The sequence below is a fragment of the Paenibacillus sp. 7516 genome, assembly GCF_002272715.1.
GTDB lineage: Bacteria > Bacillota > Bacilli > Paenibacillales > Paenibacillaceae > Paenibacillus > Paenibacillus illinoisensis_A.
The window spans coordinates 443,313-466,244 of the sequence record NZ_NPBI01000020.1 but is presented as its reverse complement, the minus strand read 5'-3'; the positions used below and the strand labels follow the sequence as shown (position 1 = coordinate 466,244).

Sequence of the window (22,932 nt, the reverse complement as noted above, 5' to 3'; positions counted from 1 at the left end):
CGGTACACCTCTTTACTTACTTGCTGTATCCGAAGACGACTCTGTATCCTGTGTGCTCGTTACACCTGTTGAACGAGGCACAATTATAACGTCTTTGCCGGACGCTTCTACATAGCCGAGATTGCGTGCATTTTCAATAACCAAATTGTTCAGTCTTTCCTTTTCAACCTGCAGGTCTGCAATGGTTTTCTCCGCTTCTCTTGTCTCGGACAACGTTGATTGAGCCTGCTTGTTCAGATCATAGATATGAGCATAACGCCACATCAGTGCACCACCGATAACGATACAGACGATCAATGTCATCAGGTACAAGAATTTCTCTCGTGCAGGAAGACCCGTACGACGAGTCACCACTTTGGTGGTTTCCTTGTACCGCTGCTGCGTCACACGTTCTTGGGTTGCTTTTTCTTTCACTGCAAGGTTACCACGTGTATATGCCATACAAAGACTCTCTCCTTCGCTCTTGGTTTACAGTTTCTCGGCTACGCGCAGTTTAGCTGAACGTGCACGGGAGTTCTCGGCCAGTTCCGTATCCGTCGGAATCAGCGGTTTTCTGTTGACTAAACGCAGTACACCTTTACCGCCGCACACGCATAACGGAAAGTCAGGCGGGCACGTACACTTCTCCAGATAACTGCTGAATATTTGCTTGCAAATCCGATCCTCAAGCGAGTGAAAGGTAATAACAGATACACGTCCACCTGGTGCAAGACACCGAACCGCCTGATGCAATGCTTCCTCAAACGCGCCCAGCTCATCATTCACTGCAATCCGCAAAGCCTGAAAGCTGCGCTTCGCAGGATGTCCACCTGTACGGCGAGCAGCAGCCGGGATGCCTTCCTTGATCAATTCCACTAGCTCTCCTGTGGTCTCGATAACAGCCTGGCTTCGTTTTTCCACAATGACGCGGGCAATTCTTCTTGAAAACTTTTCTTCACCGTAACGATATAAAATTCGGGCAATCTCCTCTTCAGGCCATTCGTTGACAATCTCTTTGGCTGTCAGAAATGCATCCTGATCCATCCTCATGTCCAGCGGAGCATCGTGATTGTAACTAAATCCACGTTCTCCTTCATCGAATTGAGGTGATGACACACCCAAATCGTACAAAATGCCATCCACCTGCGGTACGCCGTCCTTCATTGGGACATCCAACTCTTTCAGAACCTGTTCCAGATCACGGAAATTCGTCTTCACCAGCGTGATGCGATCTCCATACGAAGCAAGCTTCTCGCGTGCATTATCCAATGCCCAATCATCCTGATCCAGTGCGATAAGCCTTCCCCCTGGACCGAGCTTGGAAGCAATGACGGAACTATGTCCTCCTCCACCTAAAGTGCAGTCCACGTATATACCGTCCTGCTTGATGTTTAATCCCTCTGTTGCCTCTTCTTTGAGTACGGTTATGTGGTGAAACAACCTGCACCCCTCCTGACTTTATAGATCAAAATTAAAATCGACCAGCTTTTCGGCAATGTCGTTGAATGCTTCCTCGGATTGATTGAAATAACTCTCCCATATGCCTTTGCTCCAGATCTCCACCCGGTTCGACACGCCAAGAACAACACAATCCTTGTCCAATTTGGCATATTCCCGTAAATTGCCCGGTAAATTTACCCTACCCTGTTTGTCCAATTCACATTCGGTAGCACCCGAGAAAAAAAAGCGGGTAAAAGCACGTGCATCCGACTTCATCAAGGGCAGTGCTTTGAGCTTCTGTTCCATGATCCCCCACTCCTCCATAGGGTACACGAAAAGACACTGGTCCAAACCCCGTGTGACAACAAAAGACGGCCCCAGAGATTCGCGGAATTTGGCCGGAATAATAACCCGACCTTTGTCATCAATGCTATGTTGGAACTCCCCCATAAACATTGGCCCACTCACTCCTCACCCGTTTCTCCCACTTTGCCCCACTTTCCACCACCTAAGCATAATAGATTCGCACTAAAAAATCAAAACCCTTCTTACTTGCTTGATTTTTTTCAATTTGCTTCATAAGAAAAACGCCTTTGATCCTCTTGCTCAGGATCAAAGGCGTTTCCCCGGTACCGGTTATTCTACTTACAATCGCTAATGAGCCATATCATCAATACACTATTCTAAACCCTTTGAACCAGTTCATCAGCTTGTAATTATTGGGTTCCCCTAAAACTTCCAACTATCCAAATATTTTTCCTGTTCAGCTGACAATGAATCAATAGAGATATTCAGGCTTTCCAGTTTGTAGCTGGCCACTTGCTGGTCAATTTCATAAGGTACGTTAACAACGGTTTTACCCAATGCAGCGTAATTCTCGCTAACGTAACGCAATCCCAAAGCCTGCAATGCAAACGTCGTGTCCATAATCTCAGCAGGGTGGCCATCAGCAGCACCCAAATTCACGAGACGCCCTTCAGCAAGAAGGTACATTTTACGTCCATCTTTGAAACGATACTCTTCAATATTGCGACGCACAGTGCGGATGGACTCTGAACGTTTGGCAAGCTCAGGTTTATTCACTTCCACATCGAAATGCCCTGCATTGCTCAAAATTGCTCCGTCTTTCATTACGTCATAATGTTCACCTGTGATCACATCTTTGTTGCCGGTAACAGCGATGAAGAAATCGCCCAATTTGGCCGCTTCCACCATCGTCATGACTCGGAAACCGTCCATATGCGCTTCAACCGCTTTGATTGGATCAATTTCAGTTACAATGACATTGGCGCCCAGACCTTTAGCACGCATCGCGACACCTTTACCACACCAGCCGTAACCTGCTACAACAACATTTTTTCCAGCTACCACCAGGTTGGTTGTACGGATAATGCCATCAAAGGCAGATTGGCCTGTGCCATAACGATTGTCGAACAGGTATTTGCAATAAGCGTCATTAACCGCAACCATCGGGAACTGCAGTTGTCCTTCTTTCGCCAAAGCTTTCAGACGGATAATTCCGGTTGTCGTTTCCTCTGCACCTCCACGAATCGTAGCCGCAAGGTCAGGACGTTCGGAAGCAATAATCGTTGCAAAATCGCCGCCGTCATCAATAATCAGGTCGGGTTTAACTTCCAGTGCACGAAGCTGGAGCTGCTTGAACTCTTCTGGCCCCGGATTGTATTTGGCATACACTGTAACACCATCTTCTACAAGAGCCGCACATACATCATCCTGAGTTGACAGCGGGTTACTGTGTGTAATGGTCACTTCTGCGCCGCCAGCCTGAATGACTTTTGCCAGGTAGGCTGTTTTGGCTTCAAGGTGAAGGCAAATGGCAACCTTTAATCCTTTGAAAGGAAGATCCTGCTCAAATTGGCGACGAATGCGGTTCAATACAGGCATATGTGCTTCAACCCAGTCGATTTTCAAGTGTCCTTCTGAAGCGAGTCCCATATCTTTAACAATACTGTTTTGCAGTGCAGGTGTAGTCATGCCATCCTCCTCGTTTATCTGTGTTTCTTCTATTATAAAGGTCTGCTGAACCACACAGTTACAGTTCAATCACTTGATGTTGACCCCGGAATTCACGTCCGCTCTCAATGAGCTCCTGAATCCACTTGGTTCCATAACGGTTCAAGTAGTAGAGCGCATTGTGCACTCGTTCCTGTGGTTTGTTCATAGGAAAGAGCGAGTTCTGTATGCCGTTCCAATGTCTGAGTCCAACCTCATGTTTATCCGCGATCGCCTTCTGTGTTTGCTTTTGCAGATATTGCATCTGTTCGTTGATCTTCCTCAGATTCGTATCACCGATCCGATCCAGTCCAGGGTGAATTTGTGCAAGTTGATCAAGCAATGGACGATAAAGCTCAGCAAAGGATTGCAGGACTTGATCGAATTGCTCCTCGACCTGGAACGTTTCCTGTCCTGCGAGCCACTTCTCTCTTTTTTCTTCCAGATGATATTGCACATCTTGGAAAGAGAGCTGGTACTGATTCATGTGCTTGTGATGGACATCCTCCAAAATGGTGAAAGACAACCTCGGCAGCAAGATGGGCATTTGCAGACCAAACTGGCGGAAAGCGGTTCTCGTCAGTCCCCAGTATGCAATCTCACCTTGTCCCAATATCACCGCAGCTACAGGCAGCACGGAATCCTGCATTAACGGCCGGGTCAGTACATTATTACTGAATCGCTCGGGATGTTCCCTCAGCTCCTGAAGCAATCGTTCTTCCGTAAACGACACTAGTCCTTTTCGATCCGTGTACAAACCATCCTTCAGGAACAGGAGCAACCGGGTTTCATCATGGATATAAAACAAATTTGCTCCGTCTTCAGCGACTTCTGCCGGCATTGGATAGCCCGCTTCCTGTACCTTCGAAGCACCTTGCAAATAAGCTTCACGCAATGAACCATTCTCGCGAATCAATCGTTCAAATACAGGGCGCTCCAGTTCTCTTAATCCGGAATCCGCAGCATCCATTAGGACAAGTCCAGTACTGCCGAACAATGCCGACACCATTCTCGCAAAAGCATCACTAAGATTCGAGCTGGACTGATGGATCGAGATGAGCATCTCCATTAATCCTGGTTTATGTACAGTATCCGGCAGAAGATGCTCCACCTGCTCGATTACGTTCATCCATTGTTCCGTCTCAATCGTGACACCACTCACCGAATTTCGGCCATCGAACCGCCCATGCAGCTTGACCTTGGTCATTTCGCCCTTGTGACCAGGCAGATAGGTGTGATTCACTTCATCCCAGTCATGGTCTTCACCAGCGATCCAAAATACGGGCACTACCGGACGCTGGAGCTTGGCTTCCGCTTCACGGGCAGCTGCAACGACACTGGCAGCTTTGTAGATGACAAATAACGGCCCTGTCAACAAGCCGCTCTGCTGCCCACCAGTAACTACAAACGTACCTTTCTCGGCCAAACGTGCGATAGAATGATGTACAGCTTCGTGATCATTCAAACGTTTGTTATATATACGTAAATACTCTACCAGGTTCTCGCGATCCACACGTGTGTTCTCCGATTGATCCAGCCACTCGGCACGCGCATGAAGTCCGGATTCCCAGTGAATGTCATACTCGTAAAGGCCCCGCGCAGCATCACGTGAGCAGATATAATCTTCTGCAAGTTTTGTTCCGCTGCGGAGTGCCTCGGTAATACCTTTCATGAGGTCTGCCTCCTATTCTGCTTCAAAGAGCCTTTCTTGATTGTACCGAACTACAGGCCACTTCGTCAAAAGAAAGTCACCAAAAAAATTAAAAAACCGCCGAACAAGCCGGCGGTTTAATAACATCAATAAGTCCAAACGGAATATAATTCCTTAAACGTATGGTTCGGAAACCCAGTGACCTTTGGAAATCTCAATCAATTGAGCATTCTCCAGGTTATATGGATCGTTTACAGGACCAGTTGCTCCATTTTGGATGGGTCCAGACTGTTCGTCCGGCAGCAAAATGCGGCGTTTGTTTGCTTCCACTTCCGGATCAGGTACAGGAATAGCAGATAGCAATGTTTTAGTGTAAGGGTGAACAGGGTTAGAGTAAAGTTCTTCACTCTCTGCCAGTTCAACCACTTTACCCATGTACATAACAGCAACGCGGTCACTGATATGCTTAACCATCGACAGGTCATGCGCAATGAAGAGGTAAGTCAAACCAAGACGCTGTTGAAGCTCTTCGAGCAACTTAACCACTTGAGCTTGGATGGATACATCAAGTGCAGACAAAGGCTCGTCACAGATGATGAATTTAGGATCCACAGCAAGCGCACGGGCAATACCGATCCGTTGTCTTTGACCACCGGAGAATTCATGCGGGTAACGAAGCGCATGGCTTGGATTCAAGCCTACGAGATCCAGCAACTCCTCTACACGTTTCTTCCGCTCTTTACCGCTGGAAGCCAGCCCATGGATATCAAGAGATTCTCCGATAATATCCATAACGTTGAAACGTGGATTCAGTGATGCATATGGATCCTGGAAGATCATCTGCATGTCTTTACGCATTTCTTTCATTTTGCGTGGAGACAGCTTATAGATATCCGTTCCGTTAAAGTTTACATTTCCGCCCGTTGGCTCATAAAGACGAAGAATCGTGCGTCCAGTTGTGGATTTACCACATCCGGATTCACCTACAACCCCTAAGGTTTCGCCTTCAAAAATATCAAAGCTGACATCATTAACCGCTTTGAGAATGTTTCCTTTACCCAAATTGAAGTATTGTTTCAGGTTCTTTACTTCAACTAGCGGCTTGTTGGCACCTTTGATAATACCAACCGGAGTCGGTTTTTCTTTCTTAGGCTCGTCCAAACGAGGCAAGGCGTTCAACAATTTGATCGTATATGGATGCTTAGGATTGCTGAAAATTTCAGCTGTCGTTCCCGTTTCCACAACCTCGCCTTCCTTCATAACGACAACCCGATCACACATACCAGCTACTACACCAAGGTCATGGGTAATGAGCATGATGGAAGTTCCAAGCTTTTGCTGCATATCCTTCATAACGTCCAGGATCTGTGCCTGAATCGTTACGTCGAGTGCAGTCGTCGGCTCATCCGCAATCAGAAGGGATGGACGGCATGCCAGGGCAATGGCGATCATTGCACGCTGACGCATACCACCGGAAAATTGGTGTGGATAGTGATTCATGCGGATTGCCGCATTTTTGATACCCACAAGCTCCAACATTTCCAGAGCGCGTTTCTCCGCTTCTTTTTTGGACATGTTTTGGTGTTTGCGAAGCACTTCGGTAATTTGTTTACCGACTTTAATTGTAGGATTCAATGAAGTCATTGGATCCTGGAAGATCATCCCGATATCTTTACCGCGGATAGCTTCCATTTGTTTATCTGTTTTTCCAAGCAGGCTCTGCCCGTGAAAAGTTATCTCTCCACTTTTGACCTTCGAAGGCGGGGAGGGAATCAACTTCATGATGGTTTGGGCGGTAACACTCTTACCACTACCGGATTCACCAACAATCCCCAGCGTCTCTCCTTTGCCAAGTTCAAAACTCACATTTTTAACGGCATCAAATTCACCAGAACGTGTTGTAAATGACACGCTTAGGTCTTTGACTGTTAAGATTGGCTCCATAATCCCACCTCCTATTTCTATTTACGTAATTTCGGATCGAGTGCGTCACGCAGACCGTCTCCGAGCAAGTTAAATGCAAGCATTGTAAGTACCATCAGACCTGCAGGGAACCACATCCGCCAAGGATACAGCGTCCAGCCTGTCAATGCGTCATTGATCATCGAACCCAGGGAAGATTTCGGTGCAGATACACCCAATCCGAGGAAGCTCAAGAACGCTTCAGCAAAGATGGCATTTGGAATAGATAGAGTCAGCGTTACGAGAATTGGTCCTACTGCATTCGGCAGCAAGTGACGGAACAATTGACGTCCTGTGCTTGCGCCCATGGACCGCGCTGCAAGAATAAAGTCTCTGTTTTTCAATTGCATAATCTCACCACGTACAATCCAGGACATGCTGATCCAGCCTGTGATCGTAAGGGCAATGATGATCGTCGTAAGGCTTGGTTCCAAAACAACGAGCAACAAGATTACAACGAGCATGTAAGGCAGGGAATAAAGGATCTCGGAGAACTTGTTCATGATACCATCAACACGTCCACCGTAGAAGCCCATAATCGCTCCGTAGATTACCCCGATGACAAGGTCAATCAAGGCAGCAGCCAGACCTACAGTAAGGGATACACGTGCACCTACCCATGTTCTTACCCATACGTCACGACCGAGCTCGTCCGTTCCGAACCAGTGCTCCGCACTTGGCGCTGCATTGGCGTTAAGCAAATCATTAGAATAATAATTATAGCTTGTGAATAACGAAGTTGGACCAATCAAAGAGAAAATGACAACAAGAACCAGAACGCCCAAACTGATCATCGCGGCCTTGTTGGTTGCAAGTCTGTACATGGCGTCTTTCCATAACGATACACTTTCTTGCGATTTCACCGCTGCCTGACTATCCAGGGCAGTGTTCGCCGTTTCTTTATTGTTATTGTTCGTGCCAGACAACGTTATGCCCCCTTCCGGCTTTCCAGCTTAATTCTAGGATCAATCAGCACATATGCGATATCTGTAAGGAAACGTGCCAACATCAGGAGGATACCATAGAAAATCGTAATCCCCATGATCATTGTATAATCCCGGTTCGTAATACTCTCTACGAATACTTTACCAATTCCCCCGATGTTAAAGATTTGCTCAATAACGACGGAACCCGTGATGATGTTAGCTGTCATCGGACCCACATAAGTTACAACGGGAAGAATACCGTTACGAATAACGTGTTTAAACATGATTGCAGGCCATTTCAGACCTTTGGCTTTTGCTGTCTTGATGTAATCAGCGTGCAGCACTTCGAGCATGCTGGAACGCGTCAAACGTGCGATAAAGGCAATCGGGGATGCAGACAATGCCGCAACCGGAAGTACATAGTCAAGCGGTCCGTCGAATCCCATAACGTTAAACCAGCCCAGTTTGAAGGCGAAAACGTATTGAAGCAGGGATGCGAGCAAGAAGCTCGGTACTGCGATACCAATTACCGCGAGGATCATCGTGACATCATCTATCAGCTTACGATGGTAAACCGCAGCGATAAGTCCCAGCAAAACCCCAACGACGACAGAGATCACAATAGCGAAGATCCCCAGTTTCAGAGATGCTGTAAACGTTTGAGTGATCATGTCGGTTACTTCTTGATTCAGATATTTCATCGAAACACCAAAATCACCTTTGAGAATTCCACCCATATACTTCAGGTATTGTTCATACATCGGTTTGTCCAGCCCATACTTCTCTTCAAGTAGTGCCCGAATTTCAGGCGATACTTTTTTCTCGGATGTAAAAGGGTCACCCGGAATGGCCTTCATTAGGAAGAAGGTTGCTGATGCGAGTATGAAAAGCGATAGCAGCATAAATAGCAATTTTTTCAGCACGTACTTAACCAACCCTTGCACACCTCCAAAAACAATATTTTGTATACAAATCGATTGTAGAATTAGACATGAATAAAGTCCAATCCATTTATCGGAAATTTCAAGAATTATAAGGAAAATCGGTGCACATACAAAAAAATCGGGATATATATGGAATTCCACATATATATCCCGAAGTAATCATATAGACTTCAGAACAACTTATTTCTCTTCCAGATATGCGCGAGTGAAGTCAATTGCTCCACTGAAATCAAGTTGTACGCCTTTCAGGTAAGGCTTAGTCAAAGATACGTTAGTGTAGTAGTAAATCGGCATTACGCCCATTTCATCTTGAATCAGGATTTTCTCAGCATCAGCAAATGCAGCCATACGTGCAGCTGGATCAGCAGATTTTACAGTGTCTTTAACATCTTTGTCGTACTGTTCGTTGCTGAATTTGGAATCATTGTTTGTGTTTCCAGTAGTCCACATTTCCAAGAAGTTGTAAGGATCGTTGTAGTCTGCAGACCAGCCTGCACGAGCTACTTGGAAGTTTTGGTTTTGACGGTTCTCAAGGAATACGCCCCACTCTTGGTTTTCAGTTTTCACGTCAACACCAAGGTTTTTCTTCCACATGTCAGCAACAGCAAGCGCGATTTTCGCGTGAGCGTCACTAGTGTTATAGATCAATGTAACAGCTGGCAAAGTTGTGTAGCCTTCTTCTTTCATACCTTCAGCAAGCAATGCTTTTGCTTCTTCAACATTTTCAGTGAAGTAGTCGTCTTTGTGCTCATCACGGAATTCGCCGTTTTCACCGCGGATACCTGGAGGTACGAATCCATATGCAGGAACTTGTCCACCTTGTGTAACTTTGTCAACGATCAATTGACGCTCGATCGACATTGCGAAAGCTTTACGGATTTTAGCATTGTTGAATGGAGCTTCATTAACGTTGAACTGGTAGTAGTAAGTACTTGCAATACCAGTTGCTTTGAACTCATCCGGCAATTCCGCTTTTACAGAAGGAATTTGGTCGGTTGGAATTTCACCGTTAGGTGCACCAGTGTAATCCAGTTGTCCAGACTTGTAAGCTTGCAGTTCAGAAGCACTGCTGCTTGTCAGGGACATGTTGATTTCAGACAATTTGATGTCGGAAGCTGCGTGGTAGCCTTCGTTTTTCTTAACTACGATTTTTTGACCTTTAGCGTATTGATCCATTACAAATGGTCCGTTAACGATCATGTTTTTGTAGTCTGTGAAGAATTTATCGTTTGTGTCAGCAGATTGGTGTACTGGGTAGTACGTGTAGAATGCTGTCAGACCCAAGAAGTAAGGTGTTGGGTTTTCCAACGTTACTTCGAGTGTGTGCTCATCAGTAGCTTTTACACCCACTTGGGAGAAATCTGTGATTTTAGTACCTTTGTAAGTTTCGTCTTTGCTGAGGTTGTAACCTTCAGCGCCTTTGATGTAGTACAATTGGTACGCGTACGGGGAAGCCGTTTCCGGTTTCAATGCACGTTCCCAAGAGCGAACGAAGTCTTCTGCAGTGATTGCATCACCGTTGCTCCATTTAGCATCCGGGTTCAGGTTGAACACATATTTCAAACCATCTTCGGAAATTGTCCAGTCTTTTGCAACGCCTGGTGCTTCTTTACCATCAGCATCGATGCGTACAAGACCTTCATACAAGAATTTCAGAACAGTGTTGGTTTGGCTGTCTTTTGCCTGAGCCGGGTCCAACGTAGGAGGTTCAGCTGTCAGGTTAATTTTCAGCACTTGATCTTTTGCGAGACCGCTTCCCTCGCCTGCAGAGCCAGTTCCCGTGTTACTTGTTGTGCCTTCATTTTTCGATCCGCACGCTGCAAGTACGGTACCGAACGCCAGAATCAGCGTCAAAAGGACTAATAGACTTTTCCTTTTCATCTAACACTTTCCCCCTAAATTGATGTGGTTTATGTTTATAGATTATACAACCACCGGTCAAAAAAATCTACATTACTTTTTCAGAAAGTAATGTTTTTTTCAGTTTTCGACAAAATCGACACATTTTTTAGCCGTCTTGCGTTATGTAACCTTACATCTGTTTCATTAAGTATCTAAATAAGCCAAATATAGTAAATAAGACATACCCAAAACTCATCAATACAAAGGCCATGCGCCAAACGGCCCGGAACATTCGACCCCCATCTACCTTTCCTTTCAACCTATTTTGAGCTCCTCCAATCAATCCAAGTGCAATTAGTATGAGTATCATGGTTAGATAAAATCCAAAATTCGAATCAAATGTTAAGTTGAATAACGCCGAAACCGAGAAAATCAGAAAAACCGTGGTGACATCCATTGCGGTGCGAAGTGAAGCTCGTTTATCCTTTTTCCACCCATACATGGCCCAATACACAATCAAAAACGGAAAAAACGGTAGTATGCTCAGCACGATAAAAAAACCCATTAACTCACTCCTTCCGTCCTAATTCCTTCGATCAGATGAAGCATTAATTCATGCTGCGGAGCAGGCAACCCACACCGATGCGCCAGTTGTACCATTTGCCCACTGATGGATTCCACTTCGGTCCGCCGTCCTTGCATCACATCTGCGAGCATCGAGGATGTATTCGAAGCCGTCGATCGACAAACGGATAGAATCTCCTCCCACATGTCGGTACCCACCATAATATCGCTCGCCTTGTAAATGGCTGAAGCTTCATCATATAAATGGCGCATGACCTTTAAGCGATAATCATTCTGAAGCAATTCTCCATTGGGTATTCTCCATATCGCGGTGAGTGGATTAATGACAGCATTGATCAGAAGCTTCCTGTATATCAGCTTATCGATTTGATTCGACGCTGTACAGTTAAATCCTGCCTGCTGCAATAGTGCCTCCAACCGAACTTCTTCCAGATTCCCTGAGGTTTCTTTCTCTATTTCCTCCGTATGTACATCTCTACCAAACCAGGTTTGTCCCTCACCAGCCCGTATTACCCCGTTCTGCACCCTCTTGGCACCTTCAGTAGTTACTGCCGGGTATATGCTGGACATCGGCAGGACAGCTTGTATCTTCTCTATATGACCCATACCGTTCTGGAAGCAGACAATGTTAAGGATATAATCCTTCATCGTCTCCATGCTATGAATAACATCATCTATACTTGTCTGCTTAACCATAAGGAGAAGCCAGTCACCAGGTTGATCATGCCAGTGAGCAGACCATTCGGTTATTGGATAGGCCTGAATATGTTGAGGAAGCAATTTGGTCTTCTTCCCTTGCTCTGTAATCGTTAGTCCGCGCACACGCAGTTCTTCCGCTTGTTCAGGCGTTCTTGTCCAAAAACGCACTGCATGACCTGCAGCCTGAAGCTTGCCTCCATACAAAAGACCAAGTGAGCCAGCTCCTACAATGTCGATCACCATGAGACATCCCTCTTCCACTCTCAATAATTACATCTATATATAATAGAACAAATATTTCAAACAAAAAACCCGTCTTACCTGCCGTTTGTAACGGAGATGTGACGGGCCTGATCAAATATCGTCATTCTTACAATTTGATCCGTTATTCAATTCGTTCCAGATTGCCGTTGGCATCCATTTTGAAACGCGTTTTTAGTTCCTCATCTTCTTCAGCCAGAAAAGCAAGTCTGCGTGCACGATCCATGATCTGAATCAATGCCTTGTAATCATCATTTACGACACGGTAATCAGTTTGTACTTCATTCACTTGTTTGGATAAACGGTCATTCTCACAACGAAGCTCATGGAGTTCATCTTCTTTTTCACGAAGTTCCTTTTCGAGCATTTTGAGTTGACGTCCATTTTCCTGAACATTACCTTTCCACTGGCGCAAAAAGCGAATTACTGCATCAATGGATAAGGAGTCTTCCGAAACTCCATCGGCCTTGTACAGGTTTTCTTCCGTCTCAAGCGTAGATAGAGCTGCGACCTGTGGTCCAAGCAAAGCTGGCTGTTTTCGGAGATAACTTCTCTTTTGACGCTGTGCCTTCGCATTGCTGATGGCAGACTCATACTTTTTACGCACACAGCTGTTCCAGCGAAAACCGCAAGCGGCAGACGTTCTGCCTATTTTTTCGCCCACTTCCTCGAAGGCCGCGAGTTGTGTGCTGCCTTCCCGAATATGCCGCAAAGTCACCTCAGCCAAGATCAAATCGTCCTCTGTACTCCAAGCATCCTGTCTCACTGCAGTCATGCTATAATACCCTCCTAACAACATCCTAAAATAACCGTCCTCATTACCGGTTTCCCGGTTTGTGAATTAGGTATAAAAGCTGCTTCATTCATTCTTATGCCTCTCATAGAGTTCATAGAATTGATTTCATACTAAAATGTATGTCCATATTTGCGAGCACTCATACCTTACATATGGAAAAGGTGACCTATTTGCTCACGGATTCGATAAAAAAGAATTCGCTTTCATATCCAATTCTGTTTACACCTTTTTCCTTTCCCGGTATAATGTTGTGTAGACAATCTATGATCGTACATAGAGAGGAGGACTAACCGTGGCACGCATGTTTCGGGTACTCGGGTTCTTCACGCTAACGATTGGCCTGATGGCTTTTGCGGGAGATTTGGTCGAGATGGCTTTGCTTTTTTTCCTGCAGACTGCGTTTTTCGTCATTTTGGGGTATTTAAAATTCACCGAAAGAACGTACATATTGCTCTTTTGGGGTTATATGATCGTTACTTTCACAGGGTTCAGCTACTGGACTGTGTTCCAAATGGGGTTGCCGCTTTAATCCGCCAACAGCATCAAAGCGATTCGGCCATAAGCCGTTTCGCTTTTTTGTTTTTCCTTTATGGCTGTCTGATTAATGGGTTGTTTTCAGCGTTATGTAACCACTAAGGATATTTCAAGATTTCATTTCATATATTGTCTGGAAGGCAGAAGCCTGTACAATGAATATTGTACTTGAAGGAAAGGAGAATGATACGGTGAATCGTCGATATAGCATATATGCCCTAATCCTATGCACACTACTATTTGTTCAACCTACATCGGCATATGCCAATGGTGAACCTTCACCTGAGGAAACACGTGAAATTTTGCAAAAGAGTCTGTCCATCGTGGAAATCGATCATGAAATTGAACGTATTGCCGTAAGGCAGAAGGAACTCCATCAACAGCAGGAAGAATTGAATGTCCAGCTCCAGGAACAGGAAGATCAAATACATATTCAGCAAGATCGGGCAGGTGCTGTGGTTAGGTCGTATTACACCGGAGAACGAGACAGCCTTCTCATGACGGTCCTGGGGGCCAGATCGTTCAAAGACTTGTTTATCTTATTTGATTACTACCAAATTATTATTGGCAGAGATCAGGCAGTGCTAAGCAAATATCAGGACCGTTATCGCAGCATGCAGGAAACTTCAACGAAAATAAGTCAGACCACGGCTGAGCTGGACGAACTAAAGACCAATTTGGTAAGTCAGCGAGAGCGTGTAATTGCTTTGCAGAAGGAAGTAGACGGACAAGTTTCGGCAAGTGGAAACCCGGCAGCCATTCAGAAGTTAATGGAGGAATTGACCATTTACTGGGAAAATGTTGGAATTTATGAGGTCAAACGTTATTTCAGAGCACTAGCAACGGCCATGCAAAATCTCCCTCAGTTTATACAAGAACAGAATGGCGGAATTTCCACAACCGGAACAGCTTATACCATTCGCATTGAACAAGACGATCTGAATCAATTCCTGCGTGAACAGAACCCGATCTTTGAAGATTTTGCCTTTCAGTTTGACGAGGACCGAATTACAGCCTCCGGACAGCGTGATCAGTTACAGCTCAGTATTGAGGGTCATTATACGGTAGAAAACGAACCTCAGAACTCGATCCGTTTTCATGTAGATAAACTTGTTTTTAACCAACTGGAACTACCTGATACAACAAGACGTATGCTTGAAAAGGAATTTGATCTTGGATTCTACCCGCAGAAGATTCTGTCCTTCGTGAAAGCTACAGATGTATCGACAAGCAAAGGGGAACTTGAAGTTAAACTCGCCATATCATTTTGATGATTGCTGTATTTTTAACATGTCATTCACATACTGATTCGCCGAGATCTCTCCATGAAGAAACTGTTGAACTTTCTTATTATATTGTAATACCAGCTCCGGGTTATTCATCACAGGGGTTTCAGATGTTTTGGACACAAACCATTTCTGACCATTACCACTCATTATTTGCCCTTCGACTGAGAGCTTTTGGAACTCTGTGTTCAATTGCTGCTGTTGACCAGGCAAATAATGAGCTTGCTGGTACCAGTCTGATTGCACGGAATTGGAGGTCATGCCCTCAATCCATCGACTTGCCTGCTCTGCTTCATGTGAACCCGACGTAATCACGAAACTTCTGGATGTTATAGGTGCAAGGGGTTTAAACATGATCCGATTCGGTAGACGATCTTCAGTTAATGCCAGATCATTGTTCACCAGTTGGGAAAAAGGGGTCACAACCATTAACGCTTCTTCCTGCATATCTTTATCAGCAAAATCCGGGTCGGTATTTTGGACCTGAATATAAGGCTGAACACGGTTCAGCACCTGCAGCGCCTGTTCATATCCCCCAGCTGTTTGCGACTCCGTTGCCGTTTTTAACGTACTCGGAGCGACTCCAGACCCAAACTCATTCAACCAAGCATCTGCAGCATAAGCATCATCGATGTTGATCGCAAGTAACTTCTGGCTCTTATTCTCCATTTGATTAATAACCCTGGTCCACTCATCAAGGTTTTGTGGTAACCGTTCCAGCCCTGCATCAGCAAGAGATTTGGACCGTGATGCAAGGACGTAAGGGTCGAAATCAAATGGCATTCCCCATTGATATCCATTCCACTCTGTCTTTTCCCGTAACGAAGATACCGAGTCTCCAAGCGCCTTCGACAACGTTGTTGCATTTAAAGGGTACAGATGGCCTCTTTTGGCATAACCCTGAATGTCCTCACTATCAAGCAGGATAATATCCCCGCTGTCCCCTACAGCAAGCTCGTTATCCAGTACCTCCTTATATGTATCCGAGGCCAGATTGCGTAGATTGATTTTCACCACCCGTGCGGCAGCTACTTGTTTTGCGATTGCCGAGAACACCTGATACTCACTTTCAGACATGGAAACGACAATTTCAACCGGCGCCTGTTGGTTCTCACTACGGGTTACAGCATTGGGAAAGGCATCATTCTCCTGACCTTGATCTTGGTTCTGTGGTACTCCTCTAAAATCAAAGCTTGGAGATAGGATCGTCAATGAAAGCAGCAGCACTGCAAATAAAACAACCTGATGTCTACGCTTCATTAACTCTCCACCTCGCTCCCTATATTTTTCCTGTAAAGTTTATTGTAACAAAAAAGTAGTACTCCTGTCCTATCCTGCCAAAAAACATATTTTTGAGATTTTGCATACTATGAGAATACATAGGTCTGTGCAATAACCCTTTTTAAATATTTCAGCAAAAAAAGACCGGCTCCAGCGAGCCGATCTTTTTCTATATTTTCCCGGGAAATATATCTGCTTAAACTTATAACAAATCCGCCGCCAATTGAGCCAGTTTGGAACGCTCCCCTTTTTCAAGCATAATATGTCCACTAATGCCCTCTTGTTTGAATCGTTCCACAACATAGGTCAGACCATTGCTCGCGGAATCCAGATACGGATGATCGATTTGCTCAGGGTCACCCATCAGTATGATTTTACTGCCTTCACCTACACGCGAAACGATGGTTTTTACTTCATGACGTGATAGGTTCTGGGCTTCATCCACAATAATAAATTGACCAGGTATGGAACGTCCGCGAATATACGTTAATGCTTCCACCTGTATACTGCCTAGTCCCATCAAAATTTTATCGATATCGCCGGCCTTTTTTGTATCGAACAAAAACTCTAGATTATCATATATAGGCTGCATCCACGGTCTCAGCTTCTCTTCCTTTTCCCCTGGCAGATAACCGATATCCTTACCCATGGGAACCACTGGCCTCGCAATCAATAACTTTTTATATTTATGATCATCCTCCACCTTAAGAAGGCCTGCAGCGAGAGCCAATAAGGTTTTACCTGTGCCTGCTTTGCCTGTAATGGTCACGAGTGGTATATCATCATTCAGTAGTAATTCCAGCGCCATACGCTGCTGTGCATTTCGAGCACTAATGCCCCATACGTTATCATTGCTTAGGAACAGCGGCTCAAGTTTAGTTCCCTCCGTGTTTACCTTCAGCAGTGCTGATTTGTTGGTACCCATTTCATCCTTCAGAATCACAAATTCATTAGGATACAGCTTATAGGACAACTGCAACGGTTTAATTGGCAGAAAACGATATGTGTAAAACTCATCGATTACCGACGGGTGAACCTTCAAGGCTGTATAGCCTGGATATAGTTCACTGAGCCCTGCAGTCCGATCGGACAAGTAATCTTGAGTGAACAGACCGAGTACATCTGCTTTGATACGCACAAGTACATCTTTGCTTACCAACACAACCTGCCGTTCCACAACCTCTTTCTCATTTTCTTCAATTTGATAATTCAGCGCAACCGCCAGGATTCGGTTATCATTGGTGATTTCACCGAACATTTCTTGTACCCTTACAAAGCTGCGATGATTCAATTCGACCTTCAGGTTACCTCCATTGGCGAGAGGAACTCCACTGTGCAGGTGACCCAGTTCACGCAGACCATCAAGCAATCTCGAAACATTTCGGGCATTGCGGCCAATCTCATCCGCATTTCTTTTTTTAGAGTCAATTTCCTCCAGTACAACCGCGGGAATGATTACCTCATGTTCCTCGAAGGCAAAAATGGCATTGGGGTCATGCAGAAGCACGTTGGTATCCAATACAAAAATCTTTTTCATTCAATCCCCTCCAAAGCGGCGTCGTTAAAGGCATGGTTTGGAACGTGAACTCGGGAATGCCGGATTAGATCATAGGTTTTCCATGCACAAGCAGTCCTTTTTTTCCATTCCCAAGTTCATCTGTGATCGTGTGATCTTTCAGCAGCGGCATGGACAATCATGCTCCCATACATAAATGTATTCGTCTCGGACAAAATAATTGCAACATTCTGAAAAACTCCAAGAAAGGATGAACATTTATGAGATATTGGGTTTGCACGCTGCTTCTGATCTTTATACTTACAGGCTGCAACAACACCACACGCAGCGCTTCACAGGAGCAGTATAAGTCGCATCCTAGAAGTTACGGAGGCAATATTACAACTCAGCAAGATCAACAAAACGGATCCCACATGCTCTACACAGAGGATGACCGAATGAATCCTTCACGCCTTGACCGTTTCAATGAGAATACGGGTGAAGTTCATGAACTGAACGTTGCCGATGATAACCAGACAGGCCGCATGACCAATGAAAATCGAATCACCCATCTCAAGGCACTTGCCAAGCAAGTGGAAGGTGTCAAAGACGCCAATTGCGTCATTCTCGGAAATACAGCGGTCGTTGGCATTGACGTAGATGGCGAACTGGAACGTGCTCGTGTAGGAACAATTAAATATTCTGTTGCAGAAGCTTTGCGCAAAGATCCAGAAGGTGTTGATTCGATTGTTACCGCTGATGCGGATGTGACCGAACGAATCAGGGAGATTGGAGAGCATATCCGCCAAGGACACCCCATATCCGGATTTGCTTCTGAACTAGCTGATATGGTGGGACGAATTATTCCACAGCTCCCGAAAGACGTCAAGGTCCGTCAAAACCCAGATGAGCAGGCTCCTGAAGAGCAGCAAATGCAGCAGCATACCACCGACAAAAAGCAACAAAAAGCCCAGTGATTTCTCACTAGGCTTTTTTCATGGCAGCAAAAACCTGCTCATCTAATTTCTCAGCAGCACGCTGATCGTATATTTTGACATATTGAGGCATAGAAGATAGCTGGGCTCCATAAAACAGGGCATTTCTGACCGCTTCAATGGATATGTCGAAACAGCACATATTAAAGGGTACATCCTGCAATGGGTCCTGTCGAACAGAAGCACGTCCATTGATCGCATAAACCGTTTCTTCTCCAAATACCGTAACGGTAATCAACGGATTTTGTTTCATATTGTTCACAAGACGTGAACGATGATCCAAAGCGACCCGAAGCGTGGACGCATTCTCCGCATAGATCCAGGAGATTGCGGTGGATGTCGGGCCTCCAGATTCAATGTCTACCGTATTCAGGAGTACAAACGTTTCGTTCTTGAATTGCTGCAAAAGAGATTCAGTCAATTGTGTGACGGCTTCGGACATTAAACCAGCCCTCCCTAACCTTCTTTATGCAATTCTTGAATACTATGAATGATGTTATTATAACATACCCGGAAACTTGCTTCCAATCCCCCAGCTACTCTGCCGCCGGAGTAGCTGTTACTTTGCCTGAGAGCGTGTCCTGCAAGGCTTGCTTCGCATTGGCCAGCTCTGTCTCATTCACATAAACATAAGGGCTTCTCCAGTCCCCGGTCACAGGCGTATAGTGCACATCCGATTTGGAAATGTTCCAATACGTAGCAATAAAGTTTTTCATCTGTTCAGATTCCACGTCGGTTGTCATATTGTCATCAATCGCACCAATGACTTTGCTAATCTTCGTCACACCACCAAGCGACTTCATCTGATCCAGCATGGAGTTCAGTACCTGGTTTTGACGCTTATTACGGTCAAAATCATTGGACTCATCCGTTTTGGGATCACAGTTGGATTTGCGGTAGCGCACAAAATCGAGTGCTTGCTTGCCGTCTAGATGCTGATCACCCGCAACCAGATTAATATCTGTATTGTCGGCCGTATCCCGGTAACACATATTTTTGTCGACGGTCACATCCACACCACCCACGGCATCAACGGCATCGCGGAATGCCTGGAAGTTAAGCACCGTTGTGTAATTGATATCAACGTCAAAATATTTGCCCATCATTTCTTTCATCTGATCCTCAGCATTTTTACCTGAAGTCTTCTCCTGGGCTTTAAACTTAGGATAGTATGAATTCAGTTTGTTTGCCTTATATCCTTCAAGTTCAATCCGCGTATCACGCGGCAAGGAAACAATTGTGGCCGTTTTGGTATCCGGGTTCATTGCTGCTACCATGACAACATCGGATAGATAAGTTCCGGTTTCAGGACGGTTATCTGTACCCAACAGCAGCATGGTAATGGGCTTGGTCTTGGCTGACATCCCTGGAGGCACTGGTTTGTCAATGCCGGTATCCGCCACCTGATTATATACCCAGTAGAGATATCCCCCACCTACAATGATGGCAATCACCAAAAGGCTCAAAACGAATTTGGCAAATGTGCGCATCCGCTTTTTCTTTTTCGGTGGCTTACCTTTACTGTTGTTAGACCCTGAAGCTCCGGATTTGGCTGGTGCCTGTCTACGCGGAGGCAGTCCGTTCGAATTCGAGTTCATATCTTCAACACCTTTATCACATCTGTTTTGGTCCAAATAAAAGACAACCGCTTTCCCGAAGGAAAACGGATGGTCTATACAAAGACAGATTTTATGAATTTCTGGCGGCAGCTTCCGCCTTTTTCTTTTGACGACCTTCGATGAAATAGCGCACTCGCACTAACAGCATCAAACCGACGGCTACCAGTAAACATTGAATAATCGGGAGCTTGTCGATCTGAAAAATAAGAAGCATGAATGTGCCCATCGCCATCAATAGATAAAGAAAGATTTCCTTAACGAGCGGCAATTTCTGACGTACCCGAAACACCTTATTATATACGTAAGTAATCAGCACAAAGATGACGATGTAGGCTACGATCGGGTGTGATGCGAACCATGCTTGCATGCACAGTCAGCTCCTTTCGTTGTTCATGCTTGTATACGTTAAAGGTTGATGGTATTACCCTGTAGCTTAGAGAGCCAGTACGTGCTATTGTGACCGTTTCGGTTTCAGATCGTTCTTCCAATCGCTGTTACCCCCAGATTTTTTTAATCCATTTACACAATGGTAAAATCCGGGGATAAACGCGAACGCTTCGCTTCTTCAGAATCGATTCTGATCCCTACACTACTTTAGCTCCACAAGCTCTCATTACTTGCCGGGCCCATCAAACATTAACTTATACTACTATTTTTTGTTAGTTAAAATTAAGCGTTATTTTGAGCCATTTTGCGTTGTTTCTCTGCACGCTCACGCTCGGATTTGTTCAGGATCTTCTTACGAAGACGAATAGATTTCGGTGTAATCTCACAATATTCATCTTCATTCAGATATTCAAGCGCCTGTTCCAACGAGAAGATAATCGGCGTTTTAATTTTAACCGTATCATCTTTACCAGAAGAACGAACGTTAGTCAGTTGTTTTTCTTTGCAGATGTTGACAACGATATCATTGTCACGTGTATGCTCACCAACGATCATACCTTCGTAAATTTCTGTTCCTGGCTCAAGGAAGAGCGTACCACGATCCTCAACACCCATCATTCCATAGAACGTAGATGTACCCGTTTCAGTTGAGATCAGTACACCTTGGTGACGTCCACCCACTTGACCGGATACGACTGGAGCGTAGCTGTCAAATGCATGGTTCATTACGCCATAACCACGAGTCAATGTCAGGAAGTTGGTGCTGTATCCAATCAGACCACGTGCAGGAATCAGGAACTCCAGACGTACTTGACCGCTACCCGTGTTGACCATGTTAACCATCTCTGCTTTACGTGCACCCAGGCTCTCCATAACGGAACCCATGCTTTCTTCAGGGATATCAATCAACAAGCGCTCAAGAGGTTCCATTTTCTTACCATCAATTTCTTTGACGATAACTTCTGGTTTGGATACTTGGAGCTCATATCCTTCACGACGCATATTTTCAATCAGGATACCGAGGTGAAGCTCACCACGTCCGGATACGATAAATGCATCTGGGCTCTCTGTTTCTTCAACACGAAGGGATACGTCCGTTTCCAATTCCTTCAACAAACGCTCACGCAGTTTACGGGAAGTTACCCATTTACCTTCACGGCCTGCGAATGGACTGTTGTTTACGAGGAATGTCATTTGCAATGTTGGCTCGTCAATTTTCAGAACCGGCAGAGCTTCAGGGTTGTTCGGGTCAGCAATCGTTTCACCGATGTTGATATCCTTAATACCCGCGATCGCAACGATATCACCTGCGCCAGCTTCCTCTGTCTCAACACGTTTCAGACCTTGGAAACCAAACAGTTTCTCGATACGAGCTGTTTTGCTTTTGCCATCACGCATAATAACAGTAACGGATTGGCCTTGACGAATCACACCGCGGTTTACACGACCGATAGCGATACGTCCGAGGTATTCATTATAGTCCATCAGCGTAACGAGGAATTGCAGTGGCTCTTCTACATTCTCTGTTGGATGAGGGATATGACTTACGATGGTATCGTAGATCGCCATCATGTTGTCATCTTGTTTGGCAGGATCGTCTTCCATGCTGGATGTTCCGTTCAGTGCAGAAGCATATACGACAGGGAATTCAAGCTGCTCATCGCTGGCACCCAGTTCGATAAACAGGTCAAGTACTTCATCAATAACCTCAGCCGGACGAGCCGCTGGACGGTCAATTTTGTTTACAATAACGATTGGAGTCAGGTTGTGCTCGAGTGCTTTACGAAGTACGAACTTCGTTTGTGGCATACAGCCCTCATAAGCATCAACAACGAGCAATACGCCGTCAACCATTTTCATGATCCGTTCTACTTCACCACCGAAGTCGGCGTGTCCTGGTGTATCTACAATGTTGATCAGGTAATCTTTATAAGTTATAGCCGTGTTTTTGGCCAAAATCGTAATACCGCGTTCACGCTCCAAATCGTTGGAGTCCATTGCGCGCTCCTGTACTGTTTCGTGATCACGGAAAGTACCGGATTGCTGGAGCAACTTGTCGACTAGCGTTGTTTTCCCGTGGTCGACGTGGGCAATAATCGCAATATTGCGAATGTGTTCTCTTGAATGCATGGTTTGTATCCATATCCTTTCCAATTTCAATTCTTATCTACTAAACTTCCCGCATTTCTGCAGGTTACTCACCCAAAATAAGCGTCGGTGATATCCCGACGCATGTC

The 22,932-nt window shown here is 45.2% G+C and carries 21 protein-coding genes; 3 read left to right on the top strand and 18 right to left on the bottom strand.

The window, feature by feature from the left end; genetic code table 11:
* Positions 1-12: 12 nt before the first annotated feature.
* From CHI14_RS18040 to CHI14_RS17985, 12 genes are all read right to left on the bottom strand, one after another.
* Positions 13-441 (bottom strand): hypothetical protein, encoded by a 429-nt coding sequence (locus tag CHI14_RS18040; RefSeq protein WP_095289961.1) that lies wholly within the window; start codon positions 439-441, stop codon positions 13-15.
* Positions 442-468: 27 nt separating this feature from the next.
* Positions 469-1,419: a 16S rRNA (cytosine(1402)-N(4))-methyltransferase RsmH gene (gene rsmH / locus CHI14_RS18035; protein WP_095289960.1), complete on the bottom strand. Its 951-nt coding sequence runs from the start codon at positions 1,417-1,419 to the stop codon at positions 469-471.
* A gap of 18 nt (positions 1,420-1,437) precedes the next feature.
* Complete coding sequence (gene mraZ / locus CHI14_RS18030) at positions 1,438-1,875, bottom strand: division/cell wall cluster transcriptional repressor MraZ (RefSeq protein WP_095289958.1); 438 nt, start codon at positions 1,873-1,875, stop codon at positions 1,438-1,440.
* 273 nt (positions 1,876-2,148) lie between these two features.
* Positions 2,149-3,414 carry an adenosylhomocysteinase gene (locus CHI14_RS18025; protein WP_095289956.1) on the bottom strand — a complete coding sequence of 422 codons (1,266 nt, stop codon included), beginning with the start codon at positions 3,412-3,414 and terminating at the stop codon, positions 2,149-2,151.
* A 58-nt stretch (positions 3,415-3,472) separates the two neighbouring features.
* Entirely contained in the window at positions 3,473-5,104 is a 1,632-nt protein-coding gene (gene bshC, locus CHI14_RS18020) for a bacillithiol biosynthesis cysteine-adding enzyme BshC (protein WP_095289954.1), read from the bottom strand.
* Between the two features lie 153 nt (positions 5,105-5,257).
* Complete coding sequence (locus CHI14_RS18015; RefSeq protein ID WP_095289952.1) at positions 5,258-7,027, bottom strand: ABC transporter ATP-binding protein; 1,770 nt, start codon at positions 7,025-7,027, stop codon at positions 5,258-5,260.
* Positions 7,028-7,044: 17 nt separating this feature from the next.
* Complete coding sequence (locus CHI14_RS18010) at positions 7,045-7,926, bottom strand: ABC transporter permease (protein WP_376768976.1); 882 nt, start codon at positions 7,924-7,926, stop codon at positions 7,045-7,047.
* A 47-nt stretch (positions 7,927-7,973) separates the two neighbouring features.
* On the bottom strand, positions 7,974-8,906 hold the full coding sequence (locus CHI14_RS18005) for an ABC transporter permease (protein WP_095289949.1): 933 nt from the start codon (positions 8,904-8,906) through the stop codon (positions 7,974-7,976).
* A 189-nt stretch (positions 8,907-9,095) separates the two neighbouring features.
* Positions 9,096-10,796: a peptide ABC transporter substrate-binding protein gene (locus CHI14_RS18000; protein ID WP_095289948.1), complete on the bottom strand. Its 1,701-nt coding sequence runs from the start codon at positions 10,794-10,796 to the stop codon at positions 9,096-9,098.
* Between the two features lie 151 nt (positions 10,797-10,947).
* On the bottom strand, positions 10,948-11,322 hold the full coding sequence (locus CHI14_RS17995) for a DUF3397 domain-containing protein (protein ID WP_095289946.1): 375 nt from the start codon (positions 11,320-11,322) through the stop codon (positions 10,948-10,950).
* Positions 11,322-12,284: a ketopantoate reductase family protein gene (locus tag CHI14_RS17990; protein ID WP_095289944.1), complete on the bottom strand. Its 963-nt coding sequence runs from the start codon at positions 12,282-12,284 to the stop codon at positions 11,322-11,324. Before CHI14_RS17990 ends, CHI14_RS17995 begins: the two co-directional genes overlap by 1 nt.
* Before the next feature lie 142 nt (positions 12,285-12,426).
* Positions 12,427-13,077 (bottom strand): RsfA family transcriptional regulator, encoded by a 651-nt coding sequence (locus CHI14_RS17985; protein WP_095289943.1) that lies wholly within the window; start codon positions 13,075-13,077, stop codon positions 12,427-12,429.
* A gap of 313 nt (positions 13,078-13,390) precedes the next feature.
* On the opposite strand from CHI14_RS17985, the gene CHI14_RS17980 reads away from it, so the two are divergent.
* Together CHI14_RS17980 and CHI14_RS17975 are read left to right on the top strand one after the other, a co-directional pair.
* Positions 13,391-13,627, top strand: coding sequence for a DUF2626 domain-containing protein (locus CHI14_RS17980; protein ID WP_095289941.1), 237 nt, complete (start codon positions 13,391-13,393; stop codon positions 13,625-13,627).
* 196 nt (positions 13,628-13,823) lie between these two features.
* The gene (locus tag CHI14_RS17975; protein WP_170948178.1) at positions 13,824-14,903 is read left to right on the top strand and encodes a coiled-coil domain-containing protein; all 1,080 of its coding nucleotides are present in this window, start codon (positions 13,824-13,826) and stop codon (positions 14,901-14,903) included.
* On the opposite strand, the gene CHI14_RS17970 is transcribed toward CHI14_RS17975, so the two are convergent.
* Positions 14,895-16,178, bottom strand: coding sequence for an extracellular solute-binding protein (locus tag CHI14_RS17970; protein ID WP_095289938.1), 1,284 nt, complete (start codon positions 16,176-16,178; stop codon positions 14,895-14,897). The genes CHI14_RS17975 and CHI14_RS17970 overlap by 9 nt on opposite strands.
* A 223-nt stretch (positions 16,179-16,401) precedes the next feature.
* Positions 16,402-17,736 carry a PhoH family protein gene (locus CHI14_RS17965; protein ID WP_095289936.1) on the bottom strand — a complete coding sequence of 445 codons (1,335 nt, stop codon included), beginning with the start codon at positions 17,734-17,736 and terminating at the stop codon, positions 16,402-16,404.
* Between the two features lie 239 nt (positions 17,737-17,975).
* Between CHI14_RS17965 and CHI14_RS17960 the strand changes: the two genes are divergently transcribed.
* On the top strand, positions 17,976-18,671 hold the full coding sequence (locus tag CHI14_RS17960; RefSeq protein WP_095289934.1) for a YhcN/YlaJ family sporulation lipoprotein: 696 nt from the start codon (positions 17,976-17,978) through the stop codon (positions 18,669-18,671).
* Positions 18,672-18,678: 7 nt separating this feature from the next.
* On the opposite strand, the gene CHI14_RS17955 is transcribed toward CHI14_RS17960, so the two are convergent.
* The 4 genes from CHI14_RS17955 to typA all read right to left on the bottom strand — a co-directional run bounded on the left by CHI14_RS17955 (position 18,679) and on the right by typA (position 22,825).
* On the bottom strand, positions 18,679-19,131 hold the full coding sequence (locus CHI14_RS17955) for a pyridoxamine 5'-phosphate oxidase family protein (RefSeq protein ID WP_095289932.1): 453 nt from the start codon (positions 19,129-19,131) through the stop codon (positions 18,679-18,681).
* Between the two features lie 94 nt (positions 19,132-19,225).
* Positions 19,226-20,287: an LCP family protein gene (locus CHI14_RS17950; RefSeq protein ID WP_095289930.1), complete on the bottom strand. Its 1,062-nt coding sequence runs from the start codon at positions 20,285-20,287 to the stop codon at positions 19,226-19,228.
* 91 nt (positions 20,288-20,378) lie between these two features.
* The gene (locus tag CHI14_RS17945; RefSeq protein WP_095289928.1) at positions 20,379-20,675 is read right to left on the bottom strand and encodes a YlaH-like family protein; all 297 of its coding nucleotides are present in this window, start codon (positions 20,673-20,675) and stop codon (positions 20,379-20,381) included.
* 302 nt (positions 20,676-20,977) lie between these two features.
* Positions 20,978-22,825: a translational GTPase TypA gene (gene typA, locus CHI14_RS17940; protein WP_095289927.1), complete on the bottom strand. Its 1,848-nt coding sequence runs from the start codon at positions 22,823-22,825 to the stop codon at positions 20,978-20,980.
* Positions 22,826-22,932 lie beyond the last annotated feature (107 nt).